This window comes from Bradyrhizobium sp. CIR18 (assembly GCF_014198295.1).
Lineage (GTDB): Bacteria > Pseudomonadota > Alphaproteobacteria > Rhizobiales > Xanthobacteraceae > Bradyrhizobium.
Genome location: NZ_JACIHF010000002.1, coordinates 544407 through 559573 on the forward strand (window position 1 = coordinate 544407; position 15167 = coordinate 559573).

19 protein-coding genes are annotated in these 15167 nt (G+C 64.6%); 7 read left to right on the top strand and 12 right to left on the bottom strand.

Annotated elements, in window-relative coordinates; all coding sequences use genetic code 11:
- The first annotated feature begins 92 nt into the window (after positions 1-92).
- A complete protein-coding gene (locus GGD65_RS11050; protein ID WP_018320733.1) occupies positions 93-1061 on the top strand; it encodes a helix-turn-helix domain-containing protein in 969 nt (322 codons plus the stop codon).
- A 37-nt stretch (positions 1062-1098) separates the two neighbouring features.
- Here GGD65_RS11050 and GGD65_RS11055 read toward each other — a convergent pair whose 3' ends face one another.
- The 6 genes from GGD65_RS11055 to GGD65_RS11080 form a co-directional block, all read right to left on the bottom strand.
- Positions 1099-1524, bottom strand: a complete 426-nt coding sequence (locus tag GGD65_RS11055; protein ID WP_092261825.1) for a hypothetical protein — start codon at positions 1522-1524, stop codon at positions 1099-1101.
- A gap of 144 nt (positions 1525-1668) precedes the next feature.
- The gene (locus GGD65_RS11060; protein ID WP_183235294.1) at positions 1669-2658 is read right to left on the bottom strand and encodes a tripartite tricarboxylate transporter substrate binding protein; all 990 of its coding nucleotides are present in this window, start codon (positions 2656-2658) and stop codon (positions 1669-1671) included.
- Positions 2659-2768: 110 nt separating this feature from the next.
- Positions 2769-3794 (bottom strand): FUSC family protein, encoded by a 1026-nt coding sequence (locus tag GGD65_RS11065; RefSeq protein WP_183235295.1) that lies wholly within the window; start codon positions 3792-3794, stop codon positions 2769-2771.
- 248 nt (positions 3795-4042) lie between these two features.
- A complete protein-coding gene (locus GGD65_RS11070; RefSeq protein ID WP_183235296.1) occupies positions 4043-4972 on the bottom strand; it encodes a transporter substrate-binding domain-containing protein in 930 nt (309 codons plus the stop codon).
- On the bottom strand, positions 4969-5325 hold the full coding sequence (locus GGD65_RS11075) for a cytochrome c (protein WP_183235499.1): 357 nt from the start codon (positions 5323-5325) through the stop codon (positions 4969-4971). The genes GGD65_RS11070 and GGD65_RS11075 overlap by 4 nt, the downstream gene beginning before the upstream one ends.
- Positions 5326-5336: 11 nt before the next feature.
- On the bottom strand, positions 5337-7001 hold the full coding sequence (locus tag GGD65_RS11080; RefSeq protein WP_018320727.1) for a methanol/ethanol family PQQ-dependent dehydrogenase: 1665 nt from the start codon (positions 6999-7001) through the stop codon (positions 5337-5339).
- A 343-nt stretch (positions 7002-7344) separates the two neighbouring features.
- Between GGD65_RS11080 and GGD65_RS11085 the strand changes: the two genes are divergently transcribed.
- The 5 genes from GGD65_RS11085 (at position 7345) to GGD65_RS11105 (ending at position 9983) form a co-directional block, all read left to right on the top strand.
- Positions 7345-7737, top strand: a complete 393-nt coding sequence (locus tag GGD65_RS11085) for an EF-hand domain-containing protein (RefSeq protein ID WP_179735811.1) — start codon at positions 7345-7347, stop codon at positions 7735-7737.
- Positions 7738-7868: 131 nt separating this feature from the next.
- The gene (locus tag GGD65_RS11090; RefSeq protein WP_018320725.1) at positions 7869-8204 is read left to right on the top strand and encodes a hypothetical protein; all 336 of its coding nucleotides are present in this window, start codon (positions 7869-7871) and stop codon (positions 8202-8204) included.
- 229 nt (positions 8205-8433) lie between these two features.
- Positions 8434-8514: a pyrroloquinoline quinone precursor peptide PqqA gene (pqqA, locus tag GGD65_RS11095; RefSeq protein WP_012029362.1), complete on the top strand. Its 81-nt coding sequence runs from the start codon at positions 8434-8436 to the stop codon at positions 8512-8514.
- A 262-nt stretch (positions 8515-8776) separates the two neighbouring features.
- Positions 8777-9619: a hypothetical protein gene (locus tag GGD65_RS11100; protein WP_183235297.1), complete on the top strand. Its 843-nt coding sequence runs from the start codon at positions 8777-8779 to the stop codon at positions 9617-9619.
- A gap of 154 nt (positions 9620-9773) precedes the next feature.
- The gene (locus GGD65_RS11105) at positions 9774-9983 is read left to right on the top strand and encodes a hypothetical protein (RefSeq protein ID WP_018320724.1); all 210 of its coding nucleotides are present in this window, start codon (positions 9774-9776) and stop codon (positions 9981-9983) included.
- Between the two features lie 9 nt (positions 9984-9992).
- Here GGD65_RS11105 and GGD65_RS11110 read toward each other — a convergent pair whose 3' ends face one another.
- Genes GGD65_RS11110 through GGD65_RS11130 form a run of 5 tightly spaced genes read right to left on the bottom strand, consistent with a single transcriptional unit; the run spans position 9993 to position 13674 of the window.
- Positions 9993-10340, bottom strand: a complete 348-nt coding sequence (locus GGD65_RS11110) for a hypothetical protein (protein ID WP_026202409.1) — start codon at positions 10338-10340, stop codon at positions 9993-9995.
- Positions 10341-10366: 26 nt separating this feature from the next.
- Entirely contained in the window at positions 10367-11170 is an 804-nt protein-coding gene (locus GGD65_RS11115; protein WP_183235500.1) for a pentapeptide repeat-containing protein, read from the bottom strand.
- 48 nt (positions 11171-11218) lie between these two features.
- Positions 11219-11947 carry an ABC transporter ATP-binding protein gene (locus GGD65_RS11120; protein WP_183235298.1) on the bottom strand — a complete coding sequence of 243 codons (729 nt, stop codon included), beginning with the start codon at positions 11945-11947 and terminating at the stop codon, positions 11219-11221.
- A complete protein-coding gene (locus tag GGD65_RS11125; protein WP_179735803.1) occupies positions 11937-12674 on the bottom strand; it encodes an ABC transporter permease subunit in 738 nt (245 codons plus the stop codon). Before GGD65_RS11125 ends, GGD65_RS11120 begins: the two co-directional genes overlap by 11 nt.
- 1 nt (position 12675) lies before the next feature.
- Positions 12676-13674: an ABC transporter substrate-binding protein gene (locus GGD65_RS11130; RefSeq protein WP_183235501.1), complete on the bottom strand. Its 999-nt coding sequence runs from the start codon at positions 13672-13674 to the stop codon at positions 12676-12678.
- Positions 13675-13761: 87 nt separating this feature from the next.
- Here GGD65_RS11130 and GGD65_RS11135 point away from each other — a divergent pair, with 87 nt between their 5' ends.
- Positions 13762-14121 carry a hypothetical protein gene (locus GGD65_RS11135; RefSeq protein ID WP_026202407.1) on the top strand — a complete coding sequence of 120 codons (360 nt, stop codon included), beginning with the start codon at positions 13762-13764 and terminating at the stop codon, positions 14119-14121.
- A gap of 186 nt (positions 14122-14307) precedes the next feature.
- Here the strand turns inward: GGD65_RS11135 and GGD65_RS11140 are convergent, their stop codons facing one another.
- Positions 14308-15126 (bottom strand): quinoprotein dehydrogenase-associated SoxYZ-like carrier, encoded by an 819-nt coding sequence (locus GGD65_RS11140; protein ID WP_183235299.1) that lies wholly within the window; start codon positions 15124-15126, stop codon positions 14308-14310.
- Positions 15127-15167 lie beyond the last annotated feature (41 nt).

A 15167-nucleotide genomic window follows, 5' to 3' on the forward strand; every position in this document is an offset into this window, starting at 1 on the left:
ATTCGAGGTAAACGTCACGCAATCACGGCTGAGGGCTCCGGCAGCGCTGGTTGCGATTCGCGTCTCTCCGGATCAAACCAGTGGCTGGATTAATGTCCGACACCATTCACACGCTCTCGACGACCGGCATGACGCCGAAGCGCCAGATCCAAAGCTGGATCGACGGGCTGACGAGTCTGTGTGGGCATTTCGACGTCGATCCGCTGGAGGCGTCCTCGCTCGAGGGCCGCATCGACTACACCAGCGTCTCGCGCCTGAAGCTCTGCCAGATCGAAGTGAGTCAGCATCGCATCGCCCATACGCTGGCGCGCGCCAAGGCCAACGAGCATCCGTACATCAAGATTCACTTCCAGACTTACGGCGTGTCTTATTTCGAACAAGAAGGCCGCCACATCGAAATCAACCCGGGCGACATCATCGCCTATGACGTCTCCTGCCCGCATTCGATCATCAGCCCGGCCTTCACCCGTCACGACGTCGTGATCGTGCCGAAGGCGCTGCTGCGCGATCGCGGATTCCCGTCGCAGCGGATGCCCGCCTGCAAGCTGTCGTCGAAGACAGGGACGGGGCGGATCGCGCACGATTTCGTTCATGCGACCTTCGACGAGGCGGCAAAGCTGTCGGCAAACAGCGCGGTCGGCGTCGCCGATTCGCTGATCGACCTGTTGCTGCTGCCGCTGCGCGAAGCCGACACGATGTTCGACCGTGTCGGGCCCGAAGCGATGTATGTGCGCGCGCAGTTCTTTATCCGCGAGCACCTGCGCGATCCGGATCTGTGCATCGACCAGATCTCGACCGAGCTCGGCTGCTCCAAGCGCTATCTACACATGCTGTTCTCGGAGCGCGGCACCACGGTGAGCGACTACATCTGGCAGGCGCGCCTGCAGAACTGCCGCCAGGAGCTCGAGGCCCACGCCGGCAAGACCATCACCGACGTCGCGTTCTCCTGGGGCTTCTCCAGCTCATCGCATTTCAGCCGGGTGTTCCGGAAATATTTCGGCGTGGTGCCGTCCTCGATCCACAAGGCGCAGCAGGCCACCGCGAGTTCGGGCGAGCACTAGGCCGGACGCAAGAGGCTGCCAGCGATTGCTATCCCGCTTACGCCGACGTCGCAATATAGGGAATGCTGCCCACGAGAGCGACGAGCAGCGCCGCGTTGCCCAGCATTCCGCTCCAATGTAGCCTGCGCAACCGACGCGGGGCTTCGGCATCGCCGGCGTCCCTTGCGCTGAGCTGGTCGTCCATCCGCCGCATGAACCAGCTGCGTCCCCAGATTGCCAGGGCAGCGATCATGCCGACTCCCATCGCAGCCGCCAGGCGGCCGTCGAGGAGGAGGGCCACCGTTCCAATCACGGCGGCGATGCGCATCACCAGAAAATGGGCGTTGAACATTCCGCGCAGCAGCTGGGCGACGGGCTGGATATCGAGCTTCACCAGCAGGAAGGCGGGCGATGCCAGCGTGAAATAGCCCATCGGAAAGAGCAGGATGACCATGACGGCGACAGCGACTCCATCCGGTGTCATGCAATCGGCCTTTCCCGTTCCGCCCCGATGAAGGCTCTCGGCGGTGGCGCACAATCATAGCGTGAAATTGCGCTTCCGACACTAGGCTTTGGTCGGAAGCCGGCCCGGGAAGGACGGCGGGCGCGTTGCGTCGCCCCTGGATACTCAAGCCGGCTCGAGGCCGAGAGACTTCGCGCTCTCGATCCAGATCGGCAGTTCGCGCTGATACAGGGCGTTGCTCTCCTTGAAGCCGATTGCGGGTTCGAGCACGAAGGTCGTGAGAACTTCCTTCACTTTCGGATCGTTGTTGGCGGCAACGCACAGCTCAGCCAGGCGGTCGACGACCGCTTGCGGCGTCGCCTTCGGCACGGCCCAGCCCGAGAAGCCGCTCACGGTGAAGAATTTCGAGGTCGCGCCCTGCTCCGGCAGGGTCTTGATAGCAGGGATCGCATCGACCTTCTTCGAATGCACCGCGAACACGGTGCCGCGGTCGCTTTGCAGGACCGATTGGGCCGCCGTGTAGCTGCCCATCGCGGCATCCAGTGTGCCTTCGAGCATCCCCGTCCACATCGGGGCCTCGCCGCGGTAATGGACCGGCTCGATGGAAAGGCGATACTGCTTGTTGAGCTCGTTGATCGTCATGTGCGGGGCCGAGCCGGCGCTATAGGTGCCGAAGTTCACCTTGCCGCTCTTGCGTGCGAACGCGACGAAATCCTCCAGCGTCTTGACCCCGGTCTTGGGGTTCGCGACCAGCAACAGGCCGGCACCCGGAATGACGCTGACGAGCGCCAAATCCTTGTCCATGTCGTAGCCGGGATTCTTCATCACCACCCGGTTCATGATGTAGGTGGTCGAGATCGAGCACAGCATGGTGTGGCCGTCGGGCTCGGCGCGGGCGACTTCGGCGGTGCCGATCGCGCCGGAGGCGCCGGGCTTGTTCTCGACGACGACAGTCTTGCCGACCTGCTTGGAGATGAACTCACCATAGGCGCGCGCGAGCAGGTCGGTCTGCCCGCCGGCGGGATAGCTGCAAATCATGCGAATCTGCCGCGACGGCCACGCGGCTTGCGCCGAGGCGTTGCGCATGAGGAAGGGCATCGCAAGTGCGGTGGTACCGGCGGCGACGAAGTGGCGGCGATCGAATTTGGCGGACATGATTCCCTCCTGATTTTGGCCGAACCTACTGCATCAGGCTGGCGCCGCCATGGCCGGCGAGCGAGACAGATTGGCGCATTCGACACAGCGGCGAGGTGCCCATTCGCGCCTCACCCGGGGGGCGACCGCGCCTTACGCATGATGCGCAGCCACACGATCTCGGTCAGGGCCACGGCAATCAGGCCAAAGCTGCCGCCGATCAGCACGTTGACGATGCGCTCCTCCGCGATGCCGCTGGCGCCGCCGGCAAAGGAGGCCGCCAGCGCGATGAAGAAGCAGCGCAGGCCGAAGCCGAGGATGTAGCGGGAAAACGAGATCAGCGTGAGGGTCGCCGCCAGCACCGCGAGCGCGTAGCCGACTCGGCTCTGCGGCAATACGATGCCGGCGAGGAAGCCCAGCGGCACGCCGACGAAGGCGCCGATCGTACGCTGCTTCAGCTTGTCGGTGGACGTCGAGAGATCGCCGACCACGACGCTCGCGGCCGACCACATCACCCATTGCCCCTGCGCAAGGTTCAGGATCTCGACCAGCGCCGCCGCCGCGAACACCGCCATGGCGGTTGCCAGCGCGGGCAGGAACCACTCGGCCGCGGGCGGCCCGAACGAGGTTGCGGCATCGCCTTGCCGCCGCTGGTCGTAAATCCGGATGGCGCAGACCAGTGCCCGCGCGATCGGCGAGGAGGCGACGATCACGCCGGCATGGCGCAGCGCTTCGGCGGTGCTCACGCCCTCCCGCACCTCGCAGGCGAGATAGACGGCGGGGATGAATACCCAGTTGCCCAGCGTGCGGAAATGCGCGCCATAGCGGGTCCCTGCCACCGCCAGAAAACCGGCAAGCGCCGTCAGCACCGCGAATAGCGGCTTGATCGGGGCTGCCAGGAAGAGTGCGGCAAAGGTCACGAGGATGGCGAGGTAGTGCCAGACGATGACTTTCGGCGGAAAGTGCTGCCTGAGCGCGGGAATGAGCAACGAGACCGCGACCAGCCCGAGATTGAGCAGCGCCATTTCGCGCGCGATGAAATAGGCGGCCACCATCGGTCCGACGACAATCAGCGCGCGCAGCAGCTCGGCGGTTTTGATTTCGCGGGAGAGCAGGTCGCGCAGGTTGGTGGCGGACGGGCTGATGGGCGAATTCACGGAGCACCAAAGGGGCGAATGAAAAGCCAAGCATAGCACGGAATGATGCAGAACTTTGCGTAGGGCCCGACGGCCTCGCCACACCCTCGTTGTCATGCCCGCCTTGTGCGCAATTGCGCACTGGGGCGGGCGATCCAGTACTCCGTGACGGTTGTGATTGACCCGTTGGGCCGCGGCGTACTGGATGCCCGCCTTCGCGGGCATGACAGCGGAGCGCGCGGAGGTGCTGCCGCTCGCCGCGACCAGCTCTACCGCTGAATGATCTTCATCCAGACATCGCCCAGAATCGCAGGCTCGCGCGGTGGCAGATAGGTGAGCCCTGCCTGCTTGCCGAGTTCTGCGATCTTGCCTTCGGCCGCGAGCCCCGTCAGCGCCTTGTTGACGGCGTCGATCAGCGCGCCATCGCTGCCCAGTCCGACATAGCCGCGATTGGCGCCGATCGGATAATAGTAGCCCGACGCGGTGATCGTCGTGTCCGGATGCGCGGCGCGATGGGCGTCGAAGCGGCCGAGGTCGATCAGCGTCGCGTCATGGTCGCCGCGCTGGAGTGCGCCCAGCAGATCGTCGCGGCCGGGGACGAGATGGGTGATGTTGTCGATCAGCCGTCCCTTGTCGAAGGTCATCAGGATGGCGTCGCCGAGCGAGCCGCTTTCGATGACGAGACGAAGGCCTGCGAGATCGCCGATGTCGCCGATCTTGCGGCCGCTTGCCTTCGGCCCGAGCACGACCGTCATCGGCGAATAGACGTAAGGCTGGCTCGGCGCGAGCACGCCGAGTGCGACGCGGCGCCGCCGATCGTCGCGCGTGGCCCCGGCGAAGTCAGGCAAGCGCGCCGTCTTCATCCCGGGGGCGACGAGCGAATCCTTCGTCAGCGCGTAGCCGCCGACGAGCGAGCAGCGGCCATCCGAGAGCAACGCATTGGCCTCGAGCTGGGGACTCGAATCCTCGTCCAGCTTGCTCTCGAACCACTGGATCGTCAGCTTCCGTCCGAGCCGCTCCGCCATTGCCTGCGCCAGCAGCACGTCGAAGCCGGCATCCGGCTTGCCGCGTTGGTGCATCGAGAACGGCGGCCGGTCCTCGTCGAGACAGATCTTCAGGGGATCGTCGGCCGCAAGGGCGACCGACGCCATCGTCGAAAGGAGGGCCGCAATGCTCCATGCAGCACGCCGGCCCCTCATGGCTTCCTCCGGCTGGAGATGAAGGCCCAGAGGGAGCCGATCTCCTCGTCGTTGAGGATATCGCCCCACGGCGGCATCTTGTTGTTCTTGCCGTTCTTCACTGTGGTGACGAAGCGCGTCTTGTCGTCGGGGATGGCACGCAGGTCCGGCGTGATCGTGCCGGAGTTCATCAGATTGGGGCCGTGGCAGTGCGAGCATTTCGAAGCATAAGTCGACTTGCCGTGGTCGATCTGTGCCTGCATGGGATTGCCGGTTGCGTCGTCCGCGGCGCGAGCGGTCGCCGCAAGCGCGACCGTCAGCCCCGCGACGGCGGCGAGGACCGCCGCCGTCTTGTGAGATGGTTTTCTCAGCATCATGCCGTGGATTACTGCTTGACCGCAAAGACCCACAGCGAGCCGCCGGGCGGCACGTTGGCAAGCCGCTCGTCGCCCGAGAACAGCGAGTAGACGCCGCCATAGCCGCTGGTCACCGCGACATACTGCACGCCATCCTGCTGCCAGGTTACCGGCTGGCCCTCGATGCCGGACCCGGTCTGGAACTGCCAGAGCTTCTTGCCGGTGTCGGCATCGAAGGCCTCGAACTCGCCGGTCAGGGCACCCGAGAACACGACGCCGCCCGCGGTCGACAGCACGCCCGAGAAGCGTGGAATGTCGCTCGGCGCTTCCCATTTCGACTTGCCGGTCATGGGATCGATCGCCTTGAGATGACCGCGCGGCCCGTCGCCGTACTCCCAGAGATCGGTCAGGTCCATCCCGAGATACCATTCACCCTGCTTGAAGGTGACGGGCTCAGTCTTGTACCTGCCGCCGAAGGCGAGTGTGTTGGCATAGGCAAGGCCGGTCTGCGGGTTGAAGGACATCGGCTCCCAGTTCTTGCCGCCAAGGATCGACGGATAGACCGTGACCTTCTTGCCCTCGCGCGCGTCCTTCGACACGTCGGTCTCGATCGGACGTCCCGTCTTCATGTCGATGCCGGTTGCCCAGTTGACCTTCACGTAAGGGTTGGCCGCGAGCAGCTTGCCGTTGGTGCGGTCGAGCACGTAGAAGAAGCCGTTGCGGTTGGCGTCCATCAGCACCTTGGTCGGCTTGCCCTCGACATTCATGTCGGCGAGGACCATCTCGGCCACGCTGTCATAGTCGAACGGATTGTTCGGCGAGAACTGGTAGTGCCACTTGATCTTGCCGGTCTTGGGATCCATCGCCAGCACCGAGCAGGTGTAGAGATTATCGCCGGGACGCACCGCCGAGTTGAACGGTCCGGGATTGCCGATGCCCCAATAGATCGTGTTCAGCTCGGGGTCATAAGACCCGGTGATCCAGGTCGAGCCGCCGCCGAGCTTCCAGGTATCGCCCTTCCAGGTATCGCCGCCGGGCTCTTCCGGCGAGGGGATCGAATGGGTGCGCCACAGATGCTTGCCCGTCGCAGGATCCCAGCCGTCGATGAATCCCCTGGTGCCGAACTCGGCGCCGGAAATGCCGGTGATGACGACGCCGTCGGCGACCAGCGGGGCCACCGTCATGGAGTAGCCTTCCTTGATGTCGGCCGCCTTCTGCCGCCACAGCTCCTTGCCGTTCTTGGCGTCGAGCGCGATCACGTTGGCGTCGAGCGTGGTGCGAAACACCTTACCGTCATAGAGCGCCGCACCGCGGTTGATGATGCCGCAACAGACGATGCGCGGCGTCTCGGCGGGATATTCGACCTTGGTCTTCCAGATCTGCTTGCCGGTCTTGGCGTCGACCGCCATGGTCGCGTTGTGCGAGGTTACGTAGATCACGCCCTGGTACACCAGCGGCTGCGATTCCTCGCTGCGATCGTCGTTGAACGAGTAATTCCAGACCGGGACGAGGTTCTTGACGCTGTCCTTGTTGATCTGGTTCAGCGTCGAGAAGCGCTGCAGATTGTAGCCCATCCCGTAATTGAGAACGTTCGATGTATCGGTCGCGCCCTTGACCAGTTGCTCGGTGGTCTGTGCGCTTGCACAAGTCGATGCAAGCATGACGAGGCTCGCGGCCATCGCAAAGCGTTTCATCCGTTCCTCCCAATATGCGCGCCTTTTGACGCTGCGGGAGCAACACTCCGTCGGAAACCAAAACGCGTCAATACGAAAGTCATAAGTGTCGCGTCGATATCGTTGAACAGGCGCCGGTCACCTTACGGAAACCTGACGGCAACCGAGTCCCACTTGTGCGGAGACGCTGAAAAATCCCGCGACGCGACGCAGCTCCGGGCGTCGGTCGTTCGGGGGGCGTAAGCCGGGTTCCCCGGGGTTGTCGCGCGCGCAAGTTGCAGTTACGGACTTGAACCTGGGACTGCTTGTGGATTTATTTCGTTGTGTCCCGCCCGAACCGGGGCTCTTCATCTGGGAGGTCTTGATGATTTCGCGTCGCTCAGTTGCGCTTGCACTCACCATTGCATTGTTGTCCGGTCCGGCGTGGTCGGCCTCCGGCAGCGCGGTCAAGTTGTTCGACACCGACAATGACGGCACGCTCGATCTTGCCGAGGTGAAGAAGGCGGCCGCCGCAACGTTCGCAAAGCTCGATCCCGATCATGACGGCACGCTCGACGCGCGCGAATTGCGCGGGCGATTGACGGCGAAAGAGCTTGCCGCGGCCGATCCCGATCGCGACGGGACCCTGACGCTCGACGAATATCTCGCCGTGGTCGAGCAGCGCTTCAACGCGGCCAATCCCGACAAGGACGGAACGCTCGATGCGAAGGAGCTGAATTCGCGCGCTGGCCGGTCGCTGCTGCGATTGTTGCGGTGAACGGTGAATCGGAACAGACGAGGGGGCGTTTGCGGGCATTTCCGCTCCGACACTCGGAACATCAGGCTGTTCGGCCTGTTCTCTTCGCGAGTCCTGCTCGGCGCCGGGGCAGCGCGGCGGGAGAAGAGGAGATGCAGATGAACACGAAACGTTCCATTCTTGCTGCCTGCGCGATCCTGGCGTTGAGCGCCGGCGTCGCCGTCGCCGGCCCGTGCAACACGGGCAGCGCCAGCACTGACAAGGATGCCGGTTCTGGTCCAGTGACGGTGGGCGCAGCGCAGTCGCACTCGTCCAGTTCAGCGGGCGACACCAGCCAGCATCCGCCGACCAGCACGATGAATCGTGCAAGTGGCGAAACGCCGGCTTCATCCGAAGATGCGCAGCGGCAGATGCAGAGCCAGCCGACGGCGGCTCAGCGCGCCGAAGGTGCCAAGCCGGACGCCGCAATGGCCGATAAGGGCTGCTGACGGCGACGGTGCCATTCGTGTCGATTCGACGTGCGGTGCGTCGCACAAGACGCTGTCTCGCAGGTCGTGTTTGACCAAGAGGGAACTGGCTTTGTCCGAGAGAGAAATGCAGCCGCGAAGAATCGACACGGACGCGCTCGGCAGGCGAATCGAGGCTTGAACTGCACCTGACGCAGCCCTAGGTTTTGCGCCGCGCGATGTCGCGCTCAATACCTTGGGGAGACCCCGAATGGCTTGGAAAGCTCCGAAGATCGTGGAAGTGCCGGTCGGCATGGAAATCAACATGTACGCCTGCGCTGCGCGCAAGTAAGACTGACGACCTGCCGCGGCTTCGACGGTGAACGCCGTCGAAGCCGTGGCAGTGTCGGATCTCAGGCCTGGCATCGTTGTGCTCTGCGTCTTGCCATCGACGCGATGACACGCCTGCGCAGGCTTCAATCATCTTCCATCAAAATCTCGACCACGCTCTTGCTGCAGTGTGTTACGCTGATGGCCGGTCAGCGCTGCTGCCGCATCAAAGCGGCGCGCGCCTTCGGGGCATGGGGATGCGCGGCGGAGCTCGCAGATTTCTGATGGTGCTTGCCTGCGCGGTCGCGCTGACACCGACGCATGGGCACGCCGAGGAGGGCTTCGATACCGAGCACATCTTCGGCTTCATGATCGGCACCGATGTCGGCAATCCCGGCGAGCGCGAATTCCAGAGCCAGACGACGGGGCGCTTCGGCAAGGGCGGCGGGACCTATCGCGCTCTTGAGAAAGAGGTCGAGATCGAGATCGTGCCGCTGCCGAACTTCCGCATCGAGGTCGGCGCCGCCGCCAGCTTGCACGACATCACCGGCGTCCCCGATATCGACGACCGCCGCCAGATCAACTTCCAGGGCGCCTCGCTCGACCTGCGTTATCGCCTGCTCAACCGCGAGCACGCCCCGTTCGGCCTCACCATCGCCGCGGAGCTGCATGGCGACCGCATCGACGAGACCAGCGGCGCGAAGGGGCGGATGTACGGCACCGAATTCACCCTCGCTTTCGACCGCGAGCTCATCCCCAACTTCGCCATCGGTGCCCTCAATCTGATCTATCAACCGGAATGGGCGCGCTTCGAGGTGGCAGGGCAGTCGGAGAAGAGTTCGACGATCGGTGCGGCGTTCGCCGGCCTGGTGCGTGTGCGGCCCAACATGCTGCTCGGCGGCGAGCTGCGCTACTTCCGGCAATACGAAGGCATCGGCCTCGGCGAGTTTTCAGGCCAGGCCCTGTTCGTCGGCCCGACCGCTTATTTCCAGCTCTCCGAGCGCTCGCGGCTGACCTTGAGCTGGAGCATGCAGGCCTGGGGGCGCCCGGCCGGATCGGGCAGCAATCTCGACCTCGTCAATTTCGAACGCCACCAGGCCCGGATGGTGTTCGGGGTTAATTTTTAGCAGAGAGCGTCGTCATGCCCAGGCTTTGCTTTGCCCGGGAGCACGGGAAGAGCCCAGTTCCGGCCCCATTTCTCGCCCGGATCTGAAACTTCCGCTTCCGTGGAACGTAACCTTTCGTGCTAATCTTGACCGCCCCTTGCGAGAGGATCCCGGCATGAACCCGATTGACCTGGTGGTGACTGTGTGTGCGGTGCTCTCGCCTGCGACCTGCGAGGAACAGCATCTGATGTTCAACTATGGCGGGTCGCCGCGGCAATGCGCGATGGCCGCGCCCCCCTATATCGCGCAATGGGTCGGCGACCATCCGAAGTGGCAGGCGGTGCGGTGGCGCTGCGAATATCCGCACCCGAACGACAAGGCGTGAGGCGTCTCGCTACTTGCTGCAGTCTTTCAGATCCTTGTCGGCGATCGAGAACACCGCGTCTGCCCTGATCTCGATGTCGCGAACGACGCATTGCCGCGCATTGGGATAGCTGACCTTGGCGTCGTAGCGGCCCGGCTCGACGCCGGTGATGCGCAGCCGCTCGTCGTGGTCGACCTCCTTGTCCTTGTCGTTCAAGCACTGGTTCGGTCCCCAATCGGTCTTGCCGGCGGGTGAGAGCTGGAATCCGGAGATCGTCTCCGTCGTCAGGTTCCAGAGCCTTATGCCCTTGCCCTTGGCCTGCGCGGCGGCTTCGCCGGCAAGCGTCAACGACGCGATCAAAGCTAGAACCCAACGCATCAGCCAGTCCTCCCAAAGGCGGGCCATCATTCCCTGATCAGGCGCTCGCGGTTCTTTGCCTTGTCGAAATTTTTGGCGCGGTCAAGGCCGTTCAGTGCGATCAGCTTCGCCGAGACGAGATCGGCGCCGTCGAAATCGGCGTCGATGACGATGGCGCCCGTCAGATCGGCTCCGCCGAGTTGGGCGTTTTTCAGTGATGCGCCGCTCAGATCGGCGCCCCTGAGGACTGCGAATTCGAGGTCGACGCGCGACAAATCGGCGTTGCGCGCGTTCAGCCGTTCCAGATTGGCGGATCTCAGCACCGCGCGCATCAGCCCCATCGACTGGTTGCGCATATCGGCGCCCAGATGCGCGTCCGCGATCGAAGCGCCGATCAGGCTTGCGCCGGTGAGATCGGCAGTGATGCGCGCTCCTGACAGGTTCGCGCCGTCGAGACGCGCGCGGGCCATTTGCGAGGCGAACAGATTGGCGCCCTTCAGGCTTGCGCCGGTAAGATCCGCATCCAGCAGCCACGCCTGATCGAGGATTGCACGGTCAAGCCTGGCGTCTCGGAGTATTGTCTTGTTGAGCCGCGCGGCGCGGAAGACCGCGTTGGACAGGTCCAGCCCCGAGAGATCGAGGCCCGACAGGCGTTTGCCGGTGAAATCGGCAGGCTGCGCGGCGCTCGCTTTGGCCAGCACGGCCTCGACCTCTGGCCTGGTCATTTCGGACGAGACCATCGCGGGGGAGGTGAGGTCGACGTCGCGCATCATGTCCTGCGCGCCCGCCGTCATCGTGACGAGTGCAAGACCAAGCGTTGCCAGCGTTGAGAGGGCGACCGTCCGCGTCATCATCGACTCCGCCGCCGGCCCAGTCTAGCACGTCCGCCAGGCGACCGGCTATGAGACATCTCGCTCAGTGCGGTCGCCTTGAGTTCGTTGGGCGAGGCCGGCCTTGATCGCCGCAATCTCGGCTTCGCCGCGTCTGTCGCGCGGGATGCCGATAGGCACCTCGGCCACGATCCGCGCTGGCCGCGGCGACAGGAAGAACAGCCGGTCGCCGAGGCGCACTGCATCGTCCAGGCTGTGTGTCACCAAAAGCGTCATCACCGGACGGCTGGCCACCAGCGTCGCGATCTCGTCGCGCAGGCGGCCGGCGAGCGCATCGTCGAGCGAGGCGAGGGGCTCGTCGAGCACCAACAGATCGGGCTCGACTGCGAAAGCGCGCGCGAGCGCGACGCGCCGGGCAAGACCGAGCGACAACTCGCCGGGAAAGTGGCTTCGATGCGCTTCCAGCTCCAGAATCCTGAACAGCTCCGACAGCTTCGCCTCGGTCACGTCGGGCGCCGCCAGCCGCACATTCTGCTCGACCGAACGCCACGGCAACAGCCGCGGCTCCTGGAACACCATCCCGATCCGCGCCTGCGGCGGACGCGCAACGTGGCCCCTGAAATCGCTATCGAGCCCGAGGATGATGCGCAGCATCGTGCTCTTGCCGCAGCCGGACGGGCCGATCAGCACGCCGACCTCGCCGGGGCAAAGCGCGAATTTGAGCGGCGCCAGTACCTCGTGCGTTCCGCCCGCGGCACTCCTGAACGTCTTGCCTGTGATCTCGACCTCAAGCCGCACGGGGCCGCCACCTGTTTGCACGAGCTTCGAACGGCTGCACCAGCAAGGTTTCGATCACGAGCACGACCGCGGCGAATGTCAGCGAATAGGCCAGCAGCCGCGGCGTGTCGAACAGCTGGAAGGCGACGCCGATCTCGAAGCCGACGCCGTTCGGACGGCCCAAGAGTTCGGCGACCAGCACGATCTTCCACACCAGCGACAGTCCGGAGCGGGCAGCCGCGGCGATATAGGGCGCAAGCTGCGGCAGCACGACATGGCGGAACGCGCGCCAGCGCGGCATCGCGAACACGCTCGCCATCTCGTCGAGCGAGCGGTCGAGCGCGCGGGTGCCCTCGCGCAAGGTGACCACCGCGGTCGGCAGCTTGTTGATGGCGATCGCCGCGATCGCGGCAGCTTCGGTGAGACCGGCCCAGATATAAGCCAGCACGATCACGACCAGCGCCGGCAAATTGAGCAGCAGGATCAGCCAGGGATCGCCGAGCTTATCCGCAAGCCTGACCCGTCCCATCAGGTAGCCGATGGCGCTGCCGAGCGACATCGCCAGCACGAAGGCGAGGGTGACGCGCGCCAGCGTGGCGCCGAGATGCAGGAACAGCGCGCCGGATGAGGCTTCCGCGATCATCACCTCGAGCACGGCCGGCGGGGAGGGCAGCTTCGCGCCGCCGACGAACAGCGCGGCAATCCACCAGATCGCGAGAAACAGGGCGAACGACAGAAGACGCAGCACCTCAATCTCCGGGGACCGCGTGATAGAACGTGCCCGGATCGAGCTCGGCCGCCGGGCCGACGAGGTCGCGGCCGCCGATCTCGGCGAGCACGCGGTAGAGCACGCGCGCGTCTTTCTCCTCGTCGTCGATGCTCCGGCGCGGAATACCGTCGCGATAGCGGTCGCGATAGGTCTTGAGCATGGCTGCGTCGGACGTGCCGGTCAGCGGCGCGATCTTGTCCCAGGCCGCATCCGATGTCACCAGCAGCTCCTTGGCCTTGCGCGTCATCGTGATGAAGCGCGCCACGGCGTCGCGATGGCTCGCCGCCCAATTCTCGTCGAAGACATAGCCGACCGCGGAGACCGCGCCTTTGGCACCGAGCTTCGGCAGAATGTCCTCGATGCCGGCGAGGCGGCGAAATCCCTTGGCCTCGAGCTGGGCACAGAAATTCCAGAAATTGAGGCTCGCCTCCATCTCGCCGTCGAGCGCCTTGGCGGCGATCAGGGGCGGGGCGCCGTAGGCGATGGTCGCCTCCGACTTCAGGTCGATGCCGTCCTGCTTCATGCTCGCCTGGAGCAGCAGCCAGCTCTTGTCGATCGCCCCGCCGGCGACCGCGAGCTTGCGCCCCTTCAGGTCGGCGAGCGTCTTGATCGGAGAGGATGCGGGTACCATCACCGCGCCGAGCGCGCTGGAATAGGGATAGAAGGTGAGCTTGGCACCGAGCGCGCGCTCGCGCGACACCCACAGCCAGTCCGACAGGATGATGTCGGCGCTGCCTGCGCGCATCGCGATCTTGCCGGCCTCGGTGCTCGCGAGCTCGGTGACCTCGAGCGAAAGGCCCGCCTCCTTGTCGAGGCCGCTCGCGCGGATCGCGGCCAGCTCCCAGGAGAATGTTCCGGTTTTCTGCACCGCAAGGCGGATCGAATCCGCGGCGCGGCCGGGCGCGGCCAAGGTCAGCGTCAGCGTCGTCGCCAGCGCCAATGTGCGACCAAGTGCCCTTATCACGCCAAATGCTCTCATCACCTTGTGAGCCGTTTCCTCTGACAGAGTGCTTTTCAGGACAATACGCATAGCATAGCTTTGCTCGCAACCCGCGGGAGGATGCGCATGAAACTGGCCGGACAGCTACGACCGATTGTCGCCGCATTGACGGTGTTGGCGGCGACCGCGTGCGTGGCGCGGGCCGAGGAGGCCAATGATTATCCGACGTCGGCGCGCGCGGAGTACGTCTATGGCTGCATGAAGGCCAATGGCGAGAGTCGGCAATCGATCGAGCAATGTTCCTGCTCGATCGATGTGGTCGCCTCGATCGTCACCTATGAGCGCTACGTGACTGCCGAGACCGCGCTCAGCATGTCCCAGGTCCGCGGCAATCTCGGCGTCCAGTTCCGCACCTCCGAGCAGGCGAACACGGCAGTGAACGATTTGCGGCGCGCGCAGGCGGAAGCCGAGGTGAGGTGTTTTTGATGATAGCGGCGATGTCTTACCCTCCCCTGGAGGGGAAGGGTCGATCGCGCGCAGCGCGAGCGGGGTGGGGTGATCTCTCCACTCGGCAGTGTCGGATGTGGAGAGACCGTCACCCCACCCCGTCTCACATTTCGCTGCGCTCCATGTGAGCCGACCCTCCCCCTCCAGGGGCGGGTGATCCGCCTCTCACGTCCCCGGCTTCTCTACATCCCACTCATTCCGGAACACGTGCCCATCCGTGTCCTTTGCTTCCGCGCGGAAACGCTTGGCGCCGTTGGAGACGTAGGTGAAGCGCAGATTGGGATCTTCCGAGATCGAGATGCCGCCTTCCATCGATAGCACCGGGCTGTCGTCCTGCGTCAGCTTCAGCTGGTTGACGAAGAAGGCGGGAATGTAGAGCTGCGTGACCTGGTCCATCTGCAGGCCGGAATTGTTGGGATGGCCGATCATGATCTGTGCTTCGCGGATGCGGCTCGCGGGCGCTTCCTCGCGCGCGAACTGCCGGTAGCGCATCTGGCCGAGCCGGTTTTGCGCCTCCTCGGCGTTCTTTCCTGCCGGCGCCGAGCAGCCGCCCGAGGCCTTCACATAGACTTTCGAGACATAGAGCTGGCCGTCGCTGAGCTCGGCCACCGCGTGCACATCGGTGTAATTGTTGACACGCACGCGCGTCGAGATCTCCGTGACATTGGCATCGGAGCCGAGCTCGAACTTCGCTGCCATCGGCGCCGGGTTACGGTCGATCACGAGCGTGATCGAACGGATACGGCGACTGTCTGCGGGTGACAGCTTGCTGCGCAGGGTCACCGGCACGATCGCCGCGTCCTCTGCGCGATACGGCATCTCGATGCCGATGACGGCGCTGCCGTCATTCATCGCACGGCTGTTGAAGATGTCCTGCACCAGGCCCGGCCAGGGATCGTCGGCTTCTTCAGCCTGCACTGGTGCGGCGAAGGCGATGCCGAACAGGGCGGCGATCAAGGGCAGGTGGCGTATCCATCGGGTCATGGTCATGGTCCCCGGAGTCAGCGAGGCTGATCTCCTGCACC